We start from the raw sequence: 24,470 nt of genomic DNA, 5'->3' as shown, positions 1-24,470 counted from the left end.
GCGGTCTATATTAACACTGGCCGCATACCCATGACTCATAAGCTGCCACACTGTCCTTCAGACGTTTCAGGCCATCCTTCACTTGCTGCCTTGGACATGCCAGATTCATACGCAGGAACCCCTTTCCGTTCCGGTATTCATTTCCGTCCGAGAGATATAAACCACTGTGGCGGCGAATAAAGCGGCAAAGTTCCGAGGAGTCACCAATGACGGACCGGCAGTCAATCCAAAGCAGATACGTTGCCCTGCCGGAAACCGCTGATACTCCTCTGATTTCTTTTTCCATGTACGCTTCTGCATACCTCCTGTTCTCCCACAGATACTCTCTTAAGGCATCCAGCCAGTTTCCGCCGCAGCCAAATGCCGCAGCCGGTGCCATGGCAGCAAATACATTTGGCTCTGCCACTTCATCGGTATTCAGACCTCTGACCACTTTATTCCTCAGATTATCATCCGGTACAATCACAGCAGCCGTCTGAATCCCTGCCAGATTAAATGCCTTGGTAGGGGATACACATGTTATACTGTTGTTTTGGCAGTTTTCCGATACTGAGGCAAACGGTGTATAATCAGAACCAGGCTCAGTAATATCACAGTGTATCTCATCCGATAAAACAGCCACATGGTATTTGACACATAAATCCCCAATCCTCTTAAGCGTTTCTCTGTCCCAGATTTTGCCCACCGGATTATGTGGATTACAAATGATCAGTAGGGTCGTCTGGGCATCTGCCAGTTTCTCTTGCAAATCTGTAAAATCAATCTGATATTCATTGCCATCGTATTTCAATGGGTTTTCCAATACATTTCTGCCATTATTACTTATAGAGTTAAAAAATATGTTATATACCGGAGTCATTACTACAACATTTTCCCCTACGGTAGTTATCTTACGGACTATGCTGGAGACAGCGGGCACTACACCAGTGCAAAAAACCAGCCACTCTTTCCTGATTTCAAACTGATGCCGTTTTTTCCACCAGGTCTGGTAAGCCCCATACCATTCATCTGTCACCAGTGTATATCCAAATACTCCATGTCTGGCTCTATCCACCATGCTTTCTGTTATTTCCGGTGCTGTCTGAAAATCCATATCAGCCACCCACATGGGAAGTTCATTTTCATTCACATCCCATTTCATGGCCCCCGTATTCCTGCGCTCTATTATTTGATCAAACTGAAAATTCATGCCTTTTCCTCCTATTTTCTTTTAATTTCAAGCTCAGTGCCCGCTTAGTATTCAACTGTCTCCCATCGCATTCTAAGCTTCCCTTTTTCAGCGAAACCCAAATTTAAGATATAATTGTTTGATGTAGTACTACTGCACCAAAAAGGATTAAAATGATACCGAATATCCGGTTTATAGCTGCGAGATGATCCTTCTTTGCTTTTTTCTTTAGTAAGGTAACCACTCCGGAAAGTGTTCCCCACCAGATATAGGTCCCGATAAATACGCCGCACACCAAACCGATCCCGGATGTAATTCCCGTCTCTCCATCTATACCAAACCAGGAAAACGCAAACAGAAAGGTAAGAATGGCTGCCGGGTTTGTTATTCCCACTGCAAAGGACGAAACGAACATCCGGATACCTCTGACAGGATTCTGTACATTTTGAGGCCTGGCATTTTTTATCGTCAGCATACTGATACCCATGCCCAGAATCAGGCAGCCTCCCCCCAGATGAATGATACTTTGATGCCGAAGTAAAAAATCGGAGATAAAGGTAAATCCACAGGCACCGATACAAGCATACAGACAGTCCGCAGCAGAGGATCCTAATCCCGTTATCAGGCCTGCTTTCATGCCATAATTCATGGTTCTTTGTGCTGTCATTGCCCCAACTGCTCCGGCCGGCATGCCAAAGATAAGCCCGATTAGAATCCCCTTTATAATAAAAATACCCATTTGTTCCTTCCTCTCCTCTCTCGCCTGTTCGTCTGGCGGAAATCCTCATCTTTTCTTATACTCACCGTTTACTGCTTCAATCTTTAGTTCTCCTGATAAAGTTTCAATCTGTTCCGTACCAGACACAGCTTCGCCAAGTGCATACAGGCCGCTTGCGCCTCCACACTCACCGTAGTAAAGAACCACATCCCCCCACGGTTCATAGTAAGCCAGTGTTCCTGCAGGTCCCTTGGCCAGGGGAGTGTCCCTTGTATCCAATTCATTGGGGGGATAAAATATTTTTTCATCATTGCTGTAATCTTCTGCCGGGACAGAAAGAGGGAGCTGGTCATACAAAGCATGTGCTGCGGAGCTGTTATTCAACTGAAAAACAATATTCTGCCCGTCTTCTCCTTCTACCCGGATTTGTAATTCCTTTATGGGGGGTTCCTTTGTATCAGAAGCTGTTTCTTCTGATGGCGGGGGCGGGGCCTCCGTTACAGGAATGGTTTGTTCTGTCTGGTCTGCATTTATACTTTCCGTATGCAGCCTGGAACTGCTGCTGCAGGCTGAAAGGATAAACAGCAATACGACACAAAGGAAAAGGGGGGTTAATTTTTTCATGTGCAATACCTCCTGTTGTGGCTGTTGTTCTCATATGTATCCATTATGTATGTTTCATTGGTTAAACCGCCATTTTGTCTGGACTTTGGTCCATTGTGCAGGTAATGACTGTTTTATCCGGATCCACTTTGTCTTTTTCAATAATCAGTTCCTTGATGTAATCTGCCCGGATACTTCCTCCTGTTGGATTCATAACGCTGTCAATCTTTCCGTCAATTTCTACATCCACGGTAGAATACTCGAATGCAAGGGTGGTATTCAGCAGCCTGCAGTTCTTCATAACAAGATTGTCAATATAACACATTCCCTGCAGGCTTTCGACGGTACAGTTAATCAGTGTCAGATTTTTTGCATTCCAGCCAAGATATTCCCCTGATATAAAGGAATCATATACCGTCACGTTTTCACTGTTCCAGAAAGCATCTTTGGAGAGCAGTCTGGCATTATGGATTTCCATATTTTTTACCCCGTCAAAGGAATAGTTCCCGATCAGTTGAAAATTCTGAAGCTTCATGTTCCGGCTGTTCATGGCAAAGTAGTCTCCTTTTGCCGTAACCTGCTCCATGATGACTTCATCACAGTTCCACAGGGTTTCTGCTGCATTTGGAAAATGTACATTCTGAAGGGTCACGCCATGACACCGGCGGAAATTCTTTGGTGCCTCAATGACTGCATTCTTTACCGTGATATTGTCCGTATACCACACCCCTGCACGACCCATTTCAAACCAGGTGCAGTCCTCGGCAATGATATTCCTGCTGTACCACAATGGATATTTCCATTTGAACATACTGCCGAAAAGCTCAATATCATGACTTTCCTTCAGCGGTGATTCCCCATCCGTAAATATGGTGTCGTATATTTTTAAATTTTCTCCTTTAAAAAGTGCACGTTCTCCTGTTAAAAACTCACGTCTGATTTCTTTCATTTCTACCTCTCCTTTAATATGTTGTTTTTATGTTATCTTTATGTTATTTTTATGTTATCTTTATGGATGTGCAATCTGCACGATCTTGTTTCCCCAGCCTTCTAACACAGGGTTTTCCTCTACAGCAGTCACAAAGTCATCCGTTGCATCAAAGGTTCCTATTTTGGTATATTCTCCCGTGATTTCTGCGTCATGATAAAACAATACGATACGGTTTGGGTCCGAATAATAGACTTCCCCGGCTTTTTCCGATGTTACTGTTTTCCCATTGGATGGGATATTATATCTGCCGGATACATCGTAATACTGCATCACGTCATAGTCCGCATCATCATCTCTTTCATAAATGGGAAGTCTCCAGTCAGAAGTTCCCACATAGCGGGCAATCGCTGCCGCGGTCTCGTTATCTTCCAGCTGCATCATGAACGGGGAGCCGTTATCTCCGAACCGTACTTCCAGTTCAGTTACTCCGCTTGTATTCTGGCTGTCAGCTGAATTGCCGCTTTTGGCCTCTGTTTCTGTTACTGTATCCGTCTCTGTTCCTGCATTGGTGCCGGCCACAGTATCTGATGTACTTTGTCCGGTGCTTACGCTCCCCTGTCGTTCCTCCTTGCCGCAGCCAGCCAGAAGTGCCGCAGATAGCATAATTAAAGTTGCTGCTCCCATTGCTTTTTTTACGAGTCTATTCTTCATAATCCATACTTATTGAGATGTTTTTCCTCAATAAGATCTCCTTTCTGCGCATTTGCGCTCAGCTTATTTCTCTTTACCATGTCCTGACTCCTATCTAATGATATGTGTTACACGACTATTCAGCCGTCAACACTGTCATATCTGACTTCTTTATACGGCCGGCTGCCAGATAAGAAAATCCCAAAAACAACAGGATAACGATGAAACCTGGCAGAACCATAGTGAGAATATCCGGATGAGATGCAAAGTTGCTGATTCCCGCAAGCCGCATGACTGCGGAAACCAACGGGTCTGTAAAAATGGATGCCAGTACAGTCCCCACTGCCGCGCCCGTCACTGCTGCGATGCCAAACCGCAGCGAAAATGACAGGCGCAGCATTCTGGTGGAACATCCAATGGCTTTATAAATACCCATGTCCTTCTGCTCCGCTGTAAGAATCTTGCTTCCGGTCATGATTGTCACAATCAATACAAATAATGCGATCATCCCGTACATAAATGCCAGAAGCCCATGCATAGCCGAAATGATTCCGAACAACCCCGGCCAGGAATTCTCATGCACATGTACGTCACCTCCAAAAGCTGCCTGAAGCTCCTCCGTTATCGCTGCCCTCTGTGACTCGTCTGAGAGGAAATAATGGTGGCACCATAATTGGGGGTCATCCTGCCCGATAGTGAGATATCCTTCCCGGCTCATCCCGATATTGGCCCCCATGTCATTTGCACAGTGATAGATTCCGGAAACCGTAAAGGTACCGCTCCCCATGTCCCCACGGATCGCCACCGTATCTCCAATGGATACCCCCAGGTCGGAGGCGGCGGTTTCTGTCAGTACCACCTCATCTTCTCTCCGGCTGGTCTCACCCTGGCTGATATGGAACCGTTCCGGCTCTGTGATTACATTTGCCGTAAAATTGGTTCCATTTACGGATATACTTGGCATGGCAAGTTGGTAGCTGTCGGTGATGTCGGTGTAAGAGCGGACCATGTCCTCCATCACCTCCGGTTCAAGCTCTCCCAGCGCCTGCACGCCGATATCCAGATCCGCCGGATTAAATGCATCCATCATTCCTTTGCCCTCCGGTCCAAGCCATGCATTTGTCCTTCCTGTCAGTGAGGCAAAGAAAACCAGCAAAACCGCAATCAGGCAGGCGCTTATGTACTGCTTTTTTCCAGTCTGAAGCTGGCGCATTGCTAGCCTTAGAGGAAGCCCTTCTTTTTTCATCTGGACTGTTTTTAGCGGTTTCCATTTTCGTTCTGCTGTTTCACCCCGGATCGCCCTCATGGGTGTGACAAACATGATTTTCCTTAAGTTAAAAACTGCGAATCCCACCAACAGGAGAAAAATCACTGCAAAAACTATAAGAGAAGGCAGAATCGGTATATTCTGGGGCAGAAGGACTCCTGTGGCCGTCAGCGTAATCTTTCCTGCCATGCTGACTGCAGGAAATGCCGCCAGTATTCCTGGCAGGATCCCGATGCACATGGCTGTGGCATACTGCACAAGCTGCAGCCGGACCAGCCGGTTTGCGGTAAGCCCGATGGTTTTTAATATCCCCAGATTTTTATATTCCTGTTCGATCACACCGGAAATGCTGTGCCCCAGAACCACCATGGCTGCCGTTAGAAGAACCAGGGCAAATGCCGCCAACAGCCCACAGAAGGCATTCTGCAGGATACCCATAAAGCTCCGGATTGCCTCTGCACTGTGTATAAACTCTGTGTATTGGGAAATGGGGGTGTTTTCATTGAGTCTCTGGTTGATTTCGTTTACACTGAACTGTTTATTATTCGTAAAGATATGGATCATCGCACCGTTCCTGGCCAGACTGTCCATCCCAGTCTCTTCAATCATCTTCTGAATCTCCGCGTAATCCGCTTCTGATACCAGGAAGCCTTTCATTCCAATCATGGAGCTGCCCATGAACGGATCCTCATAATATCCGGAAACCGTTAAGCTTTTGGTTATTCCGCTTCTAGCCACAGGAAATGTGATGGTGTCACCAATTTTAAGGTCCATAACGGAGACCATGGAAGGAGATACATAGACCGTTCCCGGAACGATTTCCTTTGGAGCATCCCTGTAACCGTTCAGCCCGTCACGGAAGAAATGATAAGTTTCTGTTCCCGAATTCCAGGGGATTAGCTGTCCTTCGCTGTCTGACTTCACGCCATTTGCTTCGTAATCGGAAAAGATAAGGTCCTGTACTTCTGTCCTTTCAATCCCCTCCTGTGTCCCTATGCTGTTGGTCAGTGCCGCAAGATCCGGCACACCCGATACCCAGGCGGTAAGGTTTCCAAACCCAGCCCGCTGCATCTCCTGCTGTATATGCCTGCCGCCGCCAAGGTACACCGTGAGTACTGTGGTCAGGGACAGGGAAACGCAAAACAAAAGGACTGCGATTCCGAAAAGGCTTGCTTTATGCCTTCGGATTCCGGCTCTGCATATGATTGTATTTTCCATGTTGTATCCTCCTACCACTGTAATTCGGAAAGCCATTCTTTTAATTTGTTTTCCCTCTGCCTTTCCTCAGCCATCTGATATTTTGTCATGGTCAGCTCATCCAGGACTTTTCCGTCCTCCAGATATAAAATCCGGTTCCCTCTTAGAGCTGCCCTAAGGTCGTGGGTTACCATCAGGATACTCTGTCCGGAATTGTTTAAGGACGTCAGAAGGTTTAAGACCTCATCGGTATGGGATTTGTTCAGAGCCCCGGTAGGTTCATCCGCAAACAGGAGTCCGGGATTTCCAATCATGGCTCTCGCAATGGCGGCACGCTGTGCCTCGCCGCCTGACACCTGGGAGGGAAGACGGTTCTCTGCTTTTTCTACACCCATCTGGGTCAGCAGCGTCCTGGCACGTTTCCGGATTTCCCCCGTACTGCCTTTTTTACTTACGAAGCCTGCGACCGCCACATTTTCAAAAAGTGTAAGATTGCTTACCAGATGTGTCTGCTGGAATACAAATCCAAATTCCTCCGCCCGAAGCTTCGCCATCTGCTTTTCTTTTAAGTGGTTGATCTGTATTCCTTTGTATTCCACCGTCCCATCTGAAATAGCATCCATTCCGCTAAAGGCATATAAAAGTGTGGATTTTCCGGCACCGGAGGAGCCCATGATAATGGTAAAGTCCTGTTCATAGATATCTACATCCACCAGGTCCAGTATCTTATTCTTAACCTGGCCCTGCAGAAAGACTTTGCTCACCTGCCTACCCTGCAATAACACTTTTTTCATACTGGCCTTCTGCCCCTTTCTGAAGTATCAATGGTTTTTTGCCTGTCCTTGGATCCGGAAGGATTTCATTTGTAAAAATCACATAAAACTGTACATAATCCAGCTTCTTGCCGGCAAGGATTTTTTTCATCTGATACAGCATTTCTGCTTTTATTTTTTCTCTGGAGGCAGATACAGAAGTTTCTGCGTACATTTCAAATGCATCCTTTCCGACCTGCCGGAACTGGTAATCCATAAGCCCTTCGATACAAAAGCCCTCAATGGCAAGAGGATGCAGGAACTCTTCGTTTCCGGATCCGTCTTCAAACCAGAGGATATCTTCGTTTCTGCCCAGAAGACCGACCGCCCTGGTAAATGGATAGGGACTGTTGACCTCTGCCGCTTTCAGAACAAGACTGTCAGAAATACGGTAACGGATCAGAGGCTGTGCAAAGTTATACAGACATGTCAGATACATCACTCCGCTCTCCACTTCAATAAAGTTCATATCATCAAAGAGTATCATACCTTCCTCCGGGTTCAACTCCACGCCTATAGTCAGTGATTCACTGGCTCCATAGAAATTGACCACCTTTGTCTGAAAACTTCTTTCCAGGTAGTTCCGAAGGCTTGCCCCAAGAGGCTCCCCGCAGGAAATCACCCGTACTGCATTTACTTCTACCCTGCCTTTTTCTACAAGTTCCGCCAATATCTTGATGGCGGATGGATATCCAATGATAATATTGGGTTTGAATTCTTTGATCTGCCGTATCCACTCGTCAAGCGGTGTCTTGATATCCAGATACATCCGGCTCGCACCCACTCCGTCGATTCCGTCACCAACTGCCATTGCGCCCCCGTATCGTCCATCCGTTGCTGCAATATATACAATTCTGGGACGTTTTGCCAGCAGGGACAGTATCTTGGGCATGGTCATGTTCCAGAGCGCTGCCCGGATCATGCCAAGCAGCATATGATTCCATGCCGCTTCATCATATACAAAATATCCCGGTTTTCCGGTACTCCCGGAGGAATGTACCACATGGTATTTCCCTTTGTATGGCTTTCGGTCGGATGAATCTGCCGCATCAAATTCACGGAGTTCTTTCTGGCGCAGATCTATTGGAACAATCAGCTCGTCAAAATGCTCTAAAAATTCTTTCTTATCGATGGTAGGGAAGCAGGATAGCGGGAGTTCATCCAATTGTTCCTCTGTGATGCCTGCCGCCGTAAAGGTTCTTCTGTAGTAGGCAGAATGTTTCCATGCGTAATGCAGCATGTTTCTTAACTTTTTATTCTGCAGGGTGCGCATCTGTTGTATGGTAAGCTTTGCCTGTTTTTTCAAACGGTATAGATCCACCAGCGTCTTAAAATAATTCATCGTTCTCCTCCTTTTCTAATCAACCGATATGGTATATCCCTGCTTATAATTTTCCCTGTGATAGTAAGTCAGTTCCTTTGTCTCCTGATTCATGACGATGCTCCATTCCGTAGATTCAAACTCTCCGAAATTGTCTTTACTCACGCTGTCCAGTGCATTTCTCACATCCGTTTCCGTCATGCTTTCCTGCTTTTCCAGTGTCTCGTTCAAAATATCATATCTCGTATGGGACTGGGAAGTTCCTATCCCGTATTTCTCTCCTGCCGACAGGTAAAAATTGGTGACAACCGGGGTCTCTGTTACAATCATCTGATTGTTTACATATTCCACCACGACACTGTTTCCTTCTGCATCAGAAAGTGCCAGATGGATCATCATTCCCATAGAAGCATGGAAGTCGTACCGGGAAAGCAGATTCAGTGCTTCCTCCACATTTGCGGCCTGATCCAGAAGCAGGCGGATGACTGTCGTGGTTGTAATGTCCGGCTTATCTGTATTCTGTTCAATGGTGTCTGAATCCTCAATCATGTTGACAGATACCGCGAATCCTTCTTCATTCATACCATCCAGCGGCGCATACAATCCGATTATAGCCTGTGCCATGTCAGGCAGTTTAGAAATATCAAGCCCGCCAGCCTGAATAAAATCCATGTTGACAGTTGAAACGGATGCGTAACCATTGTCCGGTTTTGAACTGATAATCAAAGCGTTACAGGCATCCCAGTCAAAGTTTCTGCCGAACAGGTAACCGCCATCGGTATTCTTCACTGAAAGTGTGCTGCACCCGAATGGGTTCCCGCCAAATAGCAGTTCTGGTATGCTTGATGTGAGCTGGCTGCTCAAATACTCCACCACCCCTTCATCGGAGACAGCGCCGCCCTGCTCCAGAAAACTGCCGAAGCCATAGTCTCCTTCATAGCGGACTAATGACAGCCCTTCTTCCAGCTCTGTGATTTCTGTTCCCGGTTCTACCTTTTCCTTAACCATATCTTCTCCTTTTGCTGTTTCCGTCTGTACTGTATTTTCAGGTGTTTTTGTATTCTCTCCACAGCCGACGACTGTACCGAGAATCAATGACATCATGAAAGCCATGTATATTTTTTTCTTCATCTCATTTATTTCCTTTCTTCATCTGCTACTACTGTAACTCCCACGGATAACATGCATCTAACAAAAAGATAAACAATTTCTAAACGGATTCTTTCGTATTGAACCAATAATTCCAGATGCATCATTTTTTTAATGACAGAAGCCCTATTGTCTCAGCATGTTTACTACTGTTCCATTTATGACTTTTTAGACAACATCAATTTTTAGTTCTTTTGCGCTTCACCTTCCGGAAAGATAATCTTGAATACAAAAAAGAAAATAATCATAGATACGCCACCGGTGATAAATGTCACCAGCAGGTTATAGACTGCCGGGGCCACATAAACGGAGGCAATCGGCATCCATAAGTTATTGAATCCATTGCAGATCAGGGAAATCACGACCCAGGCAAGGAAATACCATACAGCCTGATACCAGGGATTACCGTGGCTTTTAAAAGTGATGTTCCTCTGCAGTGGGAAATTGATACACTGGGCAAGAAAAGACCCAACTTCATAACTGATAAAGTATCCAAGCCCTCCACCTATCATCACAGCGCCTCCGGCATCATAGAGAACATTGTAGCCAAGAAGGCTCCATGTGAAGTCAACACCGAAGAGATGCAGCTCTTTTTGCGGCCACATAAACCTGGTTCCGGCAAGCCCCATTCCCAGAAATCCCGGCAGAAAGGTAAAGACCAGGTACTGAAATACCGTTACCATCATGCTGAATACAAAAAAATAAAAAATCTGATATACCCACTTGGAAAGTTTCGGGTGCTTTTCTTCAAAGCCGTTCCATCTCGTAATCCATTTTTCTTTTATCTGACTCATCTTGTTTTCCCCTTCTTTCCTGATAATCTTCTTTCATATGCCTTATTTGCCCTGGCATTGCCAAAGAATCCACCTATTATCTTTTTCATTCCCCTAAAGAACTGACCGTTCACAACTGCTACAATGCCATCTACCATATCCATGCTGACTGCCCCTGCCGTCATTTTTGCCAATGCCCGAAACGGCATGTTATAAATAAAGAGGATATTCAAATCCGGTTTTCCCCTTTCCTCACTTTTCTTTTTTATGCTGGTCAGACGGTTATAAATGAATCTGGCAAGTCCGCTCTTTGCATAATACATTTGACAAATGGCATCATTCGATGTAAGTTCCCCCGTCCATTTTCCTTCCGGAATCGGATACCCCAGAAGTGTCTCAAATTCCAGGTCAGATATCTGCTGTACAATCCCTGTATAATAGTAGGGAAGCATTGCCGGATGATATGGATATTCAGAAGTGGTGCCTTCCACTTCCCATTCTGCCTCCAGCCGGATATCATTTACACTTGCACCGACCATAATGCGGTAGGTTCCCATTTCTTCTTCCCAGCAGTTCGTTTTTATGTTCCAGTAACGGAAGGTTTTATCGTCGAATGAAATATGCACTTTACGGCTTTCCCCTGTTTTCAAAAATACTTTTATAAATCCTTTCAATTCTTTTTCCGGGCGGAACACAATGGCATTTGGAAGTCCCACATACAGCTGCACCACTTCTGCGCCATCCATGTTTCCGCTGTTTGTCACATTCAAGGTAACCCCCTGGCTGTCAGTTTTCATATCCGAATAGGTAAATTCGGTATAGGACAGGCCGAACCCGAATGGATACTGTACCCGGACTTTGCTGGTATCATAATAGCGGTACCCCACATAGATACTCTCCCGGTACTCTGCATTTCTCTCTGTGCTTGGAAAATGCCTTAGTGCCGGTGTATCCTCATACCGGATAGGATAAGTCTCCGCAAGCCTTCCGGATGGGTTTGTTTTTCCGGTCAGGATATCCAGCATGGCGCTGGCTCCCGCCTGTCCAGAAAGGTATCCATGCAGAATCGCTTTGCAGTTCTTCTGCCACGGCATTTCCACAGAGGCCCCAGCGCTCATAATTCCAACGATATTCTCATTTACCTGCAGAATGGACTGCAAGAGTTCAATCTGGTTCTGCGGGATCCGCATATGTGTACGGTCCAGCCCTTCCGACTCACTGAGTTCATCCAGTCCAAAAAAGTACAGTATAACATCTGCCGTGGAAACAAGATTCAATGCTTCCTTCTTCAAAACTTCGTCCGCCTCACCGGTACGTCTATAGCCCCTTGACACTCCAGCCACCTGCAAGTCATACTCTGTAATGGAGTTCTCTATGGTCTCTATTTTTGTGGGTTTCACCATAGATGAGCCTGCGCCCTGATATCTCGGTTCTGCCGCAAAATCCCCGATTACTGCAACTTTACAGCCTGCGTTCAGCGGAAGTATGTGATCGGCATTTTTTAGAAGCACCGCACTTTCAGCCGCCGCTTTTTTGGCAAGCTTGTGATGTGCTGCCTCGTCAAAGTGCGCTTTCTTTATTTTGTGGATTTCACTTACTGTGAACACGGCATCCAGCAGATCGTCTACACAGTCATCCAGTTCTTCCATTGTAAGCTCCCCATCTTCGATGGCAGATAGAATCTGTCTTGCCGAGTCCAGTCCCGGTGCAGGCATTTCCAGAGTTGAACCTGCTTTTACGCCTTTCACATGGTCGTTAGAACCGCCCCAGTCTGTAATAACAATCCCATCAAACCCCCACTCTTTTCGCAGAATGTCTAAAAGAAGATGCTGGTTTTCATTGGCATATATTCCATTCACCTGGTTATAGCTGGACATTATAGCCTTCGCGCCACCCTCTTTTACAGCTATCTCAAATCCGGTCAGATAGATTTCCCGAAGCGCCCGCTCATCCAGCACTGCATTCATCGCCATCCTGCGGAGCTCCTGGCTGTTCACTGCAAAATGCTTCGGGCAGGCATACACTCCCTGGCTCTGTATTCCCCGGATATAAGAAGCTGCCATTTTCCCGGACAGATAAGGGTCTTCCGAAAAATATTCAAAGTTCCTGCCGCAAAACGGACTTCGTTTGATATTAAGTCCCGGTCCCAGCAGCACTTGTACATCCAGTACCGCGGCTTCTTTGCCCAGTGCTTCTCCGATTTCTTTTCCCAGATTCACATCCCAGCTGTTTGCTATGGTAGCTGCTGTCGGAAAACAGGTGGCCGGCAGAGACTCATTTAACCCCAGATGGTCACCGGCTCCCGCCTGCTTGCGGATTCCATGAGGTCCGTCAGAACAGAACACAGAAGGAATACCAAGGCGGGGGATATCACGGGTATCCCATTCCCCTTTCCCGCTTAAGAAGGCTGCTTTCTCCTCAAGAGTCATTTTTTCTATCATATCTAAATGTTTCATTACATTCTCCTTTTTCTAAAGGGCAGTTGAGAACGAAAGGGCTTCCCATTACTGAGAAGCCCCGTTATCCTGCCTGTTACTCTTCTGTCTTTGGAACTATTTCAATGGTAACTTTTTTTCTCTTTTTAAAGTACCTGACAAGAACAAGTGCCATAATACCAAGTGATACCACTGCTACGGCAGCATCAATTCCAATGAATAATTTTGTCATATTCGGCATCTTGTCTGCATTTGGATCCTCTATGGTGTAGTTTCCGCTGTTAGAAACCGTATAGAGAATGTTTTTAGCCGCCTGCCGCATAGCCAGAACCATTGTGGGTGAGGTGTTTGTAATCTGGTTGGACTCTGCTGCAAAGAATCCAAGCATAGCATCGTTTCCATTACGGACAGCGTCATCCGTATTCTGATATCCGTAAGAACCATTCCAGTCAGATAATACCATTCCCTGGAATCCCCATTCATCCCGAAGTACGTTATTCAAGAGGTTTGCATTGGCACCAGTCCATCTGTCCCCAATAAAGGTAAAGGAGGACATCACAGCCAGTGACTTTCCGTCAAAGTTCTTTACACAGATCTCAAACGGTTTCAGATAGATTTCCCGGATGGCCTGTTCATCAGAATAGGTCAGGAGCAGACTGCAGCGGTTTGTCTCCTGTTCATTCAGTGCAAAATGCTTCAGATATGCATAGACACCTTTTGTTGCCATTCCATTTACCGTGGCCGATGCCATATGACCGGACAGCACGCTGTCCTCGGAATAATATTCAAAGTTTCGTCCGGTAAATGCAGAGCGGTGGATGTTCATGGCCGGCGCGTAAGCCCCGAAAATACGGCAGTCAGCATATTCTGCGCCAACGCCTTCACCAATGCGGCTGGAAAGATCTTTATTCCATGTCTGTGCGATGAGAAGCTGTACCGGGTAAGCAGTACCATATACCCCGATATACCAGTCATTTAAACCCGATGTGCCATCGGAATCCAGTGTTCCGACTTTTCCAATAGAATCCACGGCAACGGTCTGGAACCCTCCAAGATTGACCATGTTAATCATATCTTCCACGGACAGCTCATCCAGCAGTTCCTCCCACAATGGGTCGTCGTATTCTTTTCCGGTCAGATCCGCTACGGTTACTCCATTGTCTGCCTCTGTTACAGGCATCTTATCCTCCGGATTATCGTATTTGGTGGAATCATAATGTGCAACAGATTTCTCACTTACAAACGCTTTTGTTTCCTCATCCATCTCATACAGCTCTTCGCCTGGCGCCGCTGTGGCTGCCTCATAGTTTGCAAAGCCATTTGCCCGTGACAGATAGGTGACTCTGCCTGCGGAATACTCCTGGAATTGATTTACTGCTGTGGTATCATCGGATACACGGCCATCTGCAGCATAATTGATATCTGCATCCACATGGAAAGTCTCCTCATCCAATACCGTATGGGAATCGGATCTGACAGAAAGGTTATAATCTCCGGCTTCCAGGATGTAACCGCCATTTTCTACCTTGATGCCTCTGGAGTCATAAGCAGCCATATCTTCCTTCATGATCTCAAAGGAAACTACTTCTGATGCTCCCGGCTCCAGCACTGCTGTTTTACCAAAATCGATTAAGTTCACAGATGCTTTTTCAATTCCGCCATTGGTATATGGAGGGGTATAGTAAAGCTCAACTACATCTTTTCCTGCTGTGTTTCCCGTATTTGTAACCGTCACATCTACAGAAACAGTATCCCCATTATCTTTCAGATTTTGAAGCTCCTGAGTGAATGTGGTATAGCTCAATCCATATCCAAATGGGTACTGCACTATTTCGTCATAGTTAATTAAATTTTCCTGTGCAGCCGTCTCATAGAATTTGTATCCCACATAGATATTCTCCACATAGTTTACAAAGGGAAGCCCTCCCTCATATGCCTCGTCTGCTTTTGTGAGTTCTTCTTTTAAATCCTCCACATTGCTGAATGGGAAATTCCCATAGTTGTTGTATGTAGGGGTACTTTTCAAGTCATATACATATGTGTCCACGGTTTTACCTGATGGGTTCACAGAACCATTTAAGATTTCTCCTAAGGCGGCCATACCGGTTGCTCCGGTGCCCGGTGCCAGAATCACAGAGCCAATACTTTCGTATTCGTCTACCCATCCAAGCTCCATTGTATTATTTGCATTGATGACTACAATGACATTGTCAAATTCAGAGCATACTTTCTGAATCATAGCCTCTTCTGTATTGGAAAGCTCCAGATAGCTTTCTCCTTCATCAAAGTCATCATAATCACCGTTATTATCGTATTTGCAGGCAAAATAGTTATAAAGGTCATTTCCATTAGCCACCTCGTCACGGGGATCGTAGGTTCCGTCAATGACTGCTTTCATATCAAGGGGAACATCCTGCCCCTCTCCGCCTGACCTTGACAGAACGATGATGGACGTGTCAGAAAATTCTTTTGCTTCCTTCATCAGATCATCTGTGTAATACTCTTGCGTTGGTTCCGGCAGAGACCAGTCAGTATAAAAGACACTGCCGGCACTTCTGGTGGGACTGTATTCCTTATACATATCTGCAAGTTCCTGATTTACTTGAAACCCGGCATCCGTCAGCGAAGTAAGGATATCCACACTTCCGGAATTATCAGCCGCCCCTGCCCCTGTACCGCCATAAATCGGATTGGTGGATGCCCACCCAAATACATTCACATTGGTATTGGCTTCCAGAGGTAAGGTTCCCTCATTTTTTACCAGTGTCAGTCCTTCCTCACCGGTTTCTTTGATAATCTCCCTGGATGATTCTATGGTTTCCTCAGAAACAGAACCTTTGCCATTCAGAATCGGCGCTAAGTTATTGTACATGGGGCCAAAGGAAATCATATTGGCCAGAACTGTCACAATGAGTATCCATGAAATACCGGCGGCCCAGCGGACAACATGTCTGGTTCCTTTTTTTACCACCCAGTGGGCTGCTATCATAATAACAACTGCTGCAACCAGCAACCCTGCAATCACATAAATATAACCGCCTAAAGTATGTACATACCGCTGTACATCCGTTTCACTGACACCCATGCTGTTAAAAATAGGGGTCAGCCAGTCAATTAAAAATTGAAGCATGTTTCTTCCTCCCTTGCTTTAAAAATTATAGTTGATTTCTTTAACTGTGTTTATTATAGCAGGGAAAAGTCTATGTAAATGTAAATGCGAAAACTGGTCGTTTTTTTACGATAATCGGTAAACTGGTCTATTCTTCTGCCAATGACGGAAGTAAGATATCCAGATTGAACTTACCGTCCCGCACAGACATTACAATATCACCATGATATTTATCCACAATATAAGTCATGCTTTTTACACCAAAACCGTGTCGCGTCTTATCTTTTTTTTCTGTGACAGGCATACCGTTTTCAAAGGAAAGCGAGCTGCTGCATCTGTTTTCCAGATGAATCAGCATCATATCATTATGGTGTTTGATCTGAAAGCTGATGATACGTTCCCCTCTCTTTTCCTTCATCACACGTTCCAGTGCATTGTCTAATGCGTTTCCCAAGAGAGCATACACATCGGCAGAGGTCATGTATGAGATCATTTTACCTTCCACCATACAGCTGAACTCAATCTGTCGTTCATTGAATATCAGTGTTTTTTCCCGGAGCACATAATCCAGCGCGCTGCACCCGGTATGGTAGGTAGCGTCATAAATGGATACCGCATCCCGAATCTCCTGTAAATACTCTGTTCTGGAACTGTCATCTTCTATCTTCGCCAATGCTTTCATCTGGTGTTTCAGGTCATGGCACTTCATATTGATGATATCGATGGCTTCTTTTGAGCTTTTCTGCTGTGCAGTTGATATTTGGAGAAGCTGCTCCATCATTTCCTGTTCATGTTTCAAGCTGTTTTCCCGGAGCACGTAATACTCCATCAAAAGTACAAGCACGCAGCATAAAAAGCTGTATGCAGGACAGATGATGTCCCCAATCCGGGTGCCGATATATTCCTTGGGATAGGACCAGTAAACACTGAATCCAATGGCAAAGACCATGATGATAAAACCAAGCACTGCAATCCTAAAATCACTGTCCCTCAGTTTATTCTCTTTTTTCTTTGTTCGGATGATTAAAAGGTATACCGCCGCTGCCCCAAACACATAAATAAGGTATCGTGTGACCAACAGGTGAAGCAGGCTGCCATATAATTGATATCTTACACGTATCAGGTGCAGAACAATCCTGCTGAGTGCAAAAGTCATATGTTCTGTCGCATATCCACCTGCCAGAATAAAAATCAGCTCCTGAATTCCGATATCGAAACTGCCCAGAATGGGTATCATCGTTAAAAGCGCGTAGCCAAAATACAACAGGACGTATTGGAATAAGGATTGAGGTAATAAGTATGTTAGTGCAGATTCCCACAGAATGCCCAAAATGATTTGCAGAGCCAGGCAAATGACCAGCCTCGGTACAAAGCGCTTTCTTCTAGGTACATCAAGTAAAAAGATCCCTTCTGAAATAAGCAGCTGAAATGGAAATTGAATACAAAGATTTTCAAAAAAGTTATATATCATCTTACAAGCCTCCCATGAATCTAATATAATCTTGTGCAAACAGTTTTTTTAACCTTCTGGAAAGCGGAAGCTTCTGATCTGTAGTCAATACCACACTTTCTTTCTCTACCCTCCTTACATAATTCAGATTGATTAAACAGCCGGAGCTGCACTCGGCAAAAGGAAGGGATTTCAGTTTATCCTTGATTTCCTTCATACTCCCTCTGCTCTTGGAACATCCCTGCCTTGTATAAAACAAAAGATAATCACGGTCTTTCTCTATGTAAAAGATATCAGAAGCTGTTATTCGGACAATGCCATCTTTATTGCTGATTAAAATATCCTGCTCTTTATGAATTTCTATAAAACGGAATGCTTTTTCCAGTTTCATCGAAAAATTGTAGTAACCGACTGGTTTTACCATGAAATCAATTGCCTGGACCTCATACCCCTCAATGGCATACTGGGCCAGACTGGTAATAAAGATGATACCGACTGCCTGGTCTCTCCCTCTTATTTCCCGCGCCACCTCTAAGCCATTACTCCCGGGCATTTCGATATCCAAAAAAATAACATCGTAATCCCCACAATATTCTTCTAAAAAGTCAAAGCTGGCATAAAAGACTTTTGTCTGAAAACTTTGGCTGTTTTCTCGTTCAAACTGCTCTAAATATGATACAATACGATCCGCATCCTCTATTGAATCATCTACTACCGCTACTCTCATATCCTTTATTCTCCTTTTTCCTGCGTTGTTCTGCTTTCTGCGGCGAAATACTTTCCATCTTTACTTCCATATTAGCATGTGCTACGATTTATAACAAATACGTATCCTTAATGCATTTCTATAGCTTTAAATAATGCAAAATAGTAATGGGAGTTCTTTGAGTAATACAGAAAGTGTTTGAATTATAATTAAAAAAAGGATGTACCAAATCCGCTTAAGATTGGTGCATCCCTGAAAATATATAACATTATAAAAATTCTCAGCCCATACCACTACCTTTAGATGTAGCGAATGGTATGGCAGACTGGAAACAGGCCTTTTATATATCCATATTACAGACTTTCTTTAAAAATCACCTTAATTTCTTCAGGTGTCAGCACTTTATAACCACCTTCCATAACAAGGGTACTCTTAACAAGGTCATCCAGCATCTCCTCTGTCACACCCAGTTCCTTGATGTTCATCACTACACCAATCTCTTTCATCCAGGCTTCCATCGCATCTAAACCAGCTTTTGCAACTTCCTTATCACTCTTTCCTGTCGGATTAATATTCCAGACATTCTCTGCAAATCTTTTAAACTTCAAAAGCCCGTATGGCATGATATGTCGGTAATAGGGCAGCGAGACAGCAGAAAGTGTCATACCGTGTGTTGCATCTGTATGAGCACCCACTGCCTGGCCAAGCATATGCACCATCCAGTCTGTGGTTTTTCCCATAGCTACCAGGGTATTCAGTGCCCATGTGGCAGTCCACATGATATTGCTTCTTGCCTCATAGTTTTCCGGCTCCTTTATTGCAATTCTGGAGCTGTGGATCAGTGACCGCATCAGTCCCTCCATCAGATAATCAGATGTATTATCATCCTCTCCTGAAAAATACTGTTCGCAGATATGATTCAGGATATCATAAAATCCGGATACCATCTGGTACTTCGGCAGGGAATAGGTAAAGGTCGGATTTAAAACGGCAAATTTCGGGAATACCCGTTCTCCGAAGATATGTCCGATTTTCAGCTTACTCTCATGGTTTGTTATCACTGCGCCGCCATTCATCTCAGACCCGGTCCCAACCATAGTCAGCACACATCCTACCGGGATAATCTTTGTGTCTGCATCCACGTCCTCGAATTTCAGATAATACTTTTCCCACGGATCCTCCTTGCAATTGACAGATATAGAGACTGCTTTTGCATAATCGCAGCAGGAACCGCCGCCCACCGCCAAAATAAAGTCCACCTTATTCTCCCTTGCAATCTGAACGCCCTCATAGAGCTTTTCAACCGTTGGATTTGGCATAACGCCGCCATCCTCGAAGATTGCTTTTCCATTGGCTTTTAAGATTGCTGTGACCTTATCGTAAATGCCTGTCTTTTTAATGGAGCCGCCGCCATATACAAGCTGTATATTCTTTCCGTATTTTGGCAGTTCCTCATTCAGATAGCTTAAGGAATCTTCTCCAAAATAAAGTTTCGTTGGGTTTGTAAACGCAAAATTTCCTAACATGTTTAAATTCTCCTTTTTATCTTCTAATTTCTATTTTATATGTAACAGTTTTCTCTGCATCTGATATGCTGCAAATAGGAAATCTAAATGCACGATGCTGCAAATACTGTTTGTTTCTCGATTATCAGCAAACTGCCTGTTATGCTTCCTCTTTACCAATCTTCATACATTTCCCAATGATATCTCCGGTCCGGAGGTACTCATAGGTTGGCATTTCAAACAGTACGGGTTTTAAAGTATGATAATCCAGTTTTCCCTGTCCATTGATTACCTGTTCCTCTGCATAAACATGGTCGATGGTGCAGATAAAGCTTTCAAATCCTTGTGTTTGATAGATATCCTCAACGCTGCACTCCATAACCACAGGTGCCTCATCCATGATTGGTACCCCAGAATCGCTCATATGATAAGCAAATATTCCAGATTTATCTTCCTTCGCGCCGCTGACACAGCCCACATAATCTGCTTTTGTAAGCATTGCTTCGTCCACAATTGCTACGGAAAGCTTTTTTGTTTCTTTGATGCCCTTATTCGTGTAATGTGCGTTTGCCAGGCTCACCATAATGTGGTCATGGCCCATAATCCCCAAATGTCCGACTAAAAGCCAGTTTGGTTTTCCTTCCACAACAGCCCCTACAACTACTAAGGGTGTCGGATATAATGCTAATGATTTTCCAATATCTTTTTTCATGGTTTACCTCCAAATTTATGATTCCTGTTCTTTTTTCTTCTTCCAGTCATTTACCATATCTATCGTGACGGGACCGCATTTCTGGTCATAAGTGTCCAGCTTGTAACTGATTACATCAAGGCTTTCCTGGATTTCCACTAATTTAATTTCCAGCTGTTCTTTTGTTTCCAATAAAATATCTTTTCTGGCGGGTTTTGTTTCTTCCCCTTCCATCGCAAGCTGTACATACTCACGAATGGATTCCAGTGCCATGCCACCACGTTTAAAGCGCATTACAAAATCTATCCAGCTTAACGTGACATCATCATAATTTCTAATTTTGGAAGCACTGCGCGGTACTTCCGGAATAAGTCCTATCCTTTCGTAATAACGGAGATTATCAACGGATATGCCAGTTTTTTCGGATGCCTCTTTAATGGTCATATTTCATTCCTCCTGTCTGTAGAATCGATTCTGTAATGACTATAAACCCTGAACCTAACTCAAGGTCAATACCCTTTTTTCTTTTTTTTCTATTCATCAGCTAATTCTGAAACGGTATCCTGCTCCCCAGACAGTCTCGATAAACTGTGCTTTTTCTGAATTTTTTCCAAGCTTATCCCGCAAGCGGTTGATATGTACCGTTACTGTCGCCATATCTCCTATGGAATCCATTCCCCATATGCGGTCAAAAAGTGTGTCTTTAGAAAAGACGATATTCGGATTCTCTGCCAGAAAAAGCAGAAGTTCAAACTCTTTGTTTACCAGGATAACCTCTTTCTTGTCCAGATACACCATTCTGGATTTTGGAAGAATGGTAAGATTCTGATAAGTGATATCAGTCTCTGCATTTTCATCCTGCGATTCCAGCAGCAGACTGTGGATATGGATATGGGACTTCACTCTGGCTACCAGTTCTGCCGGACTGAAGGGTTTCACCAGATAATCGTCTGCACCCAGACCAAGTCCCCGGATTTTGTCGATATCTTCTTTCTTTGCCGTCACCATAATAATCGGCAGATGTAAAAACCGCCTCAATTCCCGGCATACATCAAAACCTGTTTTTCCCGGAAGCATCACATCCAGTAAAATAGCATCATAGCCTCCTGTTTTTGCCTTTCTTTCTCCTTCCAGCCCATCATAAGCAATTTCAGTCCCGAACCCATTGGCTTCCAGATAATCCCGCTCCAGCTCCGCAATCAGTTCATCGTCTTCCACAATCAATATTTTTTCCATCTATGTTATATCCTCCCTGGTTATTGGAAGATGGATGATCATAGCCAGCCCTTCCCTGTTCTCCGCCCGGACTTTACCGCCGTGTCCAAGAATGATTTCTTTCACCACGGCCAGCCCAATGCCGCTTCCTTTTTCAGACTGGGTTCTTGCATCATCCACCCGGTAAAAACTGTCAAATATCTGTTCCAGGCTCTCACATGGCACTCCCGGTCCGTCATCTTGAAATACCAGTTCGATATCCGTGCCTTCCATCGTGCGTTTTAGTGATATCTGAATGTTTGATTTTTCTAACGTGCGGTATTTGACCGTGTTTGCAAACAGATTGTCAAACACCCGTTTGAATTCCTCCCTGTCAATCTGTACCGGATAGGTCTCTTTTCCATATAAGAAAGTTATTTCCACATGGTTCTGTTCTGCGTCAGACCGATAGGTTCCCAGGTACTGATCCACAAAATCCTTAAAATCTGCTCTCTCCATCCGGTACCGGAACCCATTGTCCAGCCTGCTGTACTCCGAAAGACTGTCCACAAGGCTCACGAGATTCCCCGTCCGGGTCTTAATCGCCTGCAGATAACGGCTTCTTTTTTCCCGGGTATCTGCAATCCCATCCATCAGCCCGTCAAGATAGCCGCTGATGGATGTAAGTGGCGTCCTTAGGTCGTGGGAAATACCGGTGATGAGAGAACGTCTGCGTTTTTCATCTCTCAGGCGCTGGTCAACGGACTCTTTCAGATAAGCACGCATCTCGTCAAAGTCCCTGCATACTTCCCCAAACTCATCTTTCTTCTGATATTCCATCCTGGTATCCAGATTCCCTTCCCGGATTTCTTTTGTACCCAGACTCAACTGATGCAGCGGTTTTAAGATGCTTCTTGATATCCACCAGGAGGTTATTCCATTCACAAATACAGTCAGTGCTACAAAGAATGCAAGTATTCCAATCAAGTATTTCAGGATATAATTCTTCAGATAATTCACAACCCCCTGATCTGTCTGCTGACGGTGAACAGCCGTAATACAGAATACTTTCTCACCATGATAAAAAGTATTCTTGATAACAGAAACCTCATGCCTGCTGGCGGTAAGAGTCTTTGCCGTATCAATCGCATCCCCGGCTACCGACCGGGCCGCCTGCATATCTTCTTCCGTAAGATTGGTATAGATCAACTTTTCATTTTTTGTGATCATGAACTGGTATCCCATCCCTGACAGCTTATCTTCCAGATGGTTCATCTCGTCACTGCGGTTAATTTCAGATATCGCATCCGGGTATTTCCCCTGCCCCCAATTATTCTCCCACAACTCCTGCTGGTAGGTATAGATCATGCTCTGAGCAAACTGAATACTGTTTTCATCGCTGTACATGGCTTCCAGAGTATACCAGTAACTTCCCAATGACGTGTGCAGGCAAACATTTATCACGATTGCCGTAAATAAAATGGGAATCAGGACCATCATAATATTGGATATCCTGATTTTTTTCTTAATTGTCAATATCTTACTCTCCTTTATCGTTACTGAACCAGGTATCCGGTATTTTATTTTTACCTGACCGTTCTGCGTCAAAGGTCAGGTTCTTGAATTCTTTCATTTTCCGCCTCCTTATTTTCACTTAAAACGACTTCTGTTTTCAATTACAGTATAGTCCGAGCGAATAATAATAGCCAATACTTATATCATATTCATTATCATAGTTGAAACCTATACATTTTCATGTTAAAGTATTAGTAAATCTTATTGCAAAGGAGATTTACTAATGGAATTAAGAGTACTTCAATATTTTCTGGCAATAGCAAGAGAGCAGAGCATTGTACGGGCTGCAGAGTCTCTGCATCTTTCCCAGCCCACACTTTCCACACAAATTAAAAATATGGAAGAGGAATTGGGCAAGCAGCTTCTGATACGGGGGACAAAGGGGTCACGGAAGGTTACCCTGACGGAAGAAGGCATGATCTTGCGGAAACGCGCAGAAGAGATACTGGAACTGGTAAAGAAAACAGAGTCTGAAATCACGCTTTCCGACAATATTATCTTGGGTGATGTTTATATCGGGATGGGAGAAACAGATGCCGTGCGTCTGATTGCCAAAGCCGCTAAGGCTCTTCAGGAGTCTCATCCCGGAATCCATTACCATATTTCCAGTGGAAATGCCACTTTTGTCATGGAACAACTAGATAAAGGACTAATTGACTTTGGCATTGTATTTGGAACGGTGGATTTAACTAAATACAACGCATTAAAAATGTCAGATACAGACATATGGGGGGTATTAATGCGTAAGGATTCTCCTCTAGCAGAAAAAGAATTGATTACGCCAGAGGATTTGTGGAACAAACCTCTAATCCTATCCCAGCAGGAAAATAGAGGCGGAGATGTTATCCGGTGGCTAAATCGGGAAGTATCCGAATTAAACATCACTGCAACTTATAACCTTATGTTTAATGCTTCTTTGCTGGTCGAAGAAGGTCTTGGGTATGTTATTGGCTTAGCTCATATCATCAATACCTCCGGAGACAGCAATCTCTGCTTTCGCCCGCTTGCACCCAAGCTGGAAAATGAACTGAGCATTATCTGGAAGAAATATCAGTTGTTTTCTAAACCATCACAAAAGTTTTTAGAGGTTTTGCGGCTGTATCTTGATACGGACTTGAAACTGCATACGACCAAGTTCCCTTGAGAGCGCTGGCCTTGCAACTCCCAAATAATCGG

The 24,470-nt window shown here is 44.5% G+C and carries 20 protein-coding genes; 1 reads left to right on the top strand and 19 read right to left on the bottom strand.

The window, feature by feature from the left end; translation table 11 throughout:
• Positions 1-10 precede the first annotated feature (10 nt).
• The 19 genes from QR40_RS08225 to QR40_RS08135 form a co-directional block, all read right to left on the bottom strand.
• Positions 11-1,189 carry a MalY/PatB family protein gene (locus QR40_RS08225; RefSeq protein WP_044294286.1) on the bottom strand — a complete coding sequence of 393 codons (1,179 nt, stop codon included), beginning with the start codon at positions 1,187-1,189 and terminating at the stop codon, positions 11-13.
• A gap of 103 nt (positions 1,190-1,292) precedes the next feature.
• A complete protein-coding gene (locus tag QR40_RS08220; RefSeq protein WP_027292170.1) occupies positions 1,293-1,907 on the bottom strand; it encodes a LysE family translocator in 615 nt (204 codons plus the stop codon).
• Positions 1,908-1,952: 45 nt separating this feature from the next.
• The gene (locus QR40_RS08215; protein ID WP_044294284.1) at positions 1,953-2,510 is read right to left on the bottom strand and encodes a cyclophilin-like fold protein; all 558 of its coding nucleotides are present in this window, start codon (positions 2,508-2,510) and stop codon (positions 1,953-1,955) included.
• Between the two features lie 61 nt (positions 2,511-2,571).
• Positions 2,572-3,438, bottom strand: coding sequence for a DUF3737 family protein (locus QR40_RS08210; protein WP_044294283.1), 867 nt, complete (start codon positions 3,436-3,438; stop codon positions 2,572-2,574).
• Between the two features lie 60 nt (positions 3,439-3,498).
• The gene (locus QR40_RS08205) at positions 3,499-4,131 is read right to left on the bottom strand and encodes a cyclophilin-like fold protein (RefSeq protein WP_044294280.1); all 633 of its coding nucleotides are present in this window, start codon (positions 4,129-4,131) and stop codon (positions 3,499-3,501) included.
• A gap of 115 nt (positions 4,132-4,246) precedes the next feature.
• A complete protein-coding gene (locus tag QR40_RS08200) occupies positions 4,247-6,595 on the bottom strand; it encodes an ABC transporter permease (RefSeq protein ID WP_044294278.1) in 2,349 nt (782 codons plus the stop codon).
• A gap of 11 nt (positions 6,596-6,606) precedes the next feature.
• On the bottom strand, positions 6,607-7,368 hold the full coding sequence (locus QR40_RS08195; RefSeq protein WP_044294277.1) for an ABC transporter ATP-binding protein: 762 nt from the start codon (positions 7,366-7,368) through the stop codon (positions 6,607-6,609).
• Positions 7,343-8,728: a phenylacetate--CoA ligase family protein gene (locus tag QR40_RS08190; protein WP_044294276.1), complete on the bottom strand. Its 1,386-nt coding sequence runs from the start codon at positions 8,726-8,728 to the stop codon at positions 7,343-7,345. The genes QR40_RS08195 and QR40_RS08190 overlap by 26 nt, the downstream gene beginning before the upstream one ends.
• A 15-nt stretch (positions 8,729-8,743) precedes the next feature.
• Complete coding sequence (locus QR40_RS08185; protein WP_044294275.1) at positions 8,744-9,838, bottom strand: linear amide C-N hydrolase; 1,095 nt, start codon at positions 9,836-9,838, stop codon at positions 8,744-8,746.
• Between the two features lie 203 nt (positions 9,839-10,041).
• On the bottom strand, positions 10,042-10,650 hold the full coding sequence (locus QR40_RS08180) for a hypothetical protein (protein WP_044294274.1): 609 nt from the start codon (positions 10,648-10,650) through the stop codon (positions 10,042-10,044).
• Positions 10,647-13,085: a glycoside hydrolase family 3 C-terminal domain-containing protein gene (locus tag QR40_RS08175; protein WP_044294273.1), complete on the bottom strand. Its 2,439-nt coding sequence runs from the start codon at positions 13,083-13,085 to the stop codon at positions 10,647-10,649. The genes QR40_RS08180 and QR40_RS08175 overlap by 4 nt, the downstream gene beginning before the upstream one ends.
• A 76-nt stretch (positions 13,086-13,161) precedes the next feature.
• Positions 13,162-16,194 carry a glycoside hydrolase family 3 N-terminal domain-containing protein gene (locus QR40_RS08170; protein ID WP_044294271.1) on the bottom strand — a complete coding sequence of 1,011 codons (3,033 nt, stop codon included), beginning with the start codon at positions 16,192-16,194 and terminating at the stop codon, positions 13,162-13,164.
• Positions 16,195-16,321: 127 nt separating this feature from the next.
• Positions 16,322-17,644 (bottom strand): ATP-binding protein, encoded by a 1,323-nt coding sequence (locus QR40_RS29650; protein ID WP_052430747.1) that lies wholly within the window; start codon positions 17,642-17,644, stop codon positions 16,322-16,324.
• A gap of 1 nt (position 17,645) precedes the next feature.
• On the bottom strand, positions 17,646-18,350 hold the full coding sequence (locus QR40_RS08160; RefSeq protein ID WP_044288849.1) for a LytR/AlgR family response regulator transcription factor: 705 nt from the start codon (positions 18,348-18,350) through the stop codon (positions 17,646-17,648).
• Between the two features lie 332 nt (positions 18,351-18,682).
• Entirely contained in the window at positions 18,683-19,855 is a 1,173-nt protein-coding gene (locus QR40_RS08155; RefSeq protein WP_044294270.1) for an iron-containing alcohol dehydrogenase, read from the bottom strand.
• A gap of 139 nt (positions 19,856-19,994) precedes the next feature.
• Positions 19,995-20,546, bottom strand: coding sequence for a flavin reductase family protein (locus tag QR40_RS08150; RefSeq protein WP_027292182.1), 552 nt, complete (start codon positions 20,544-20,546; stop codon positions 19,995-19,997).
• 15 nt (positions 20,547-20,561) lie between these two features.
• On the bottom strand, positions 20,562-20,969 hold the full coding sequence (locus tag QR40_RS08145; RefSeq protein WP_044294269.1) for a MerR family transcriptional regulator: 408 nt from the start codon (positions 20,967-20,969) through the stop codon (positions 20,562-20,564).
• Between the two features lie 96 nt (positions 20,970-21,065).
• Positions 21,066-21,761 carry a response regulator transcription factor gene (locus QR40_RS08140; protein ID WP_027292184.1) on the bottom strand — a complete coding sequence of 232 codons (696 nt, stop codon included), beginning with the start codon at positions 21,759-21,761 and terminating at the stop codon, positions 21,066-21,068.
• Positions 21,762-23,255 (bottom strand): HAMP domain-containing sensor histidine kinase, encoded by a 1,494-nt coding sequence (locus QR40_RS08135; protein ID WP_044294268.1) that lies wholly within the window; start codon positions 23,253-23,255, stop codon positions 21,762-21,764.
• Between the two features lie 262 nt (positions 23,256-23,517).
• On the opposite strand from QR40_RS08135, the gene QR40_RS08130 reads away from it, so the two are divergent.
• Positions 23,518-24,438: a LysR family transcriptional regulator gene (locus QR40_RS08130; protein ID WP_044294267.1), complete on the top strand. Its 921-nt coding sequence runs from the start codon at positions 23,518-23,520 to the stop codon at positions 24,436-24,438.
• The last annotated feature ends 32 nt before the right edge of the window (positions 24,439-24,470 follow it).

The organism is Robinsoniella peoriensis (assembly GCF_000797495.1).
Lineage (GTDB): Bacteria > Bacillota > Clostridia > Lachnospirales > Lachnospiraceae > Robinsoniella > Robinsoniella peoriensis.
The sequence above is the reverse complement of the archived record's forward strand: the minus strand, read 5'-3'. Positions and strand labels throughout refer to the sequence as shown.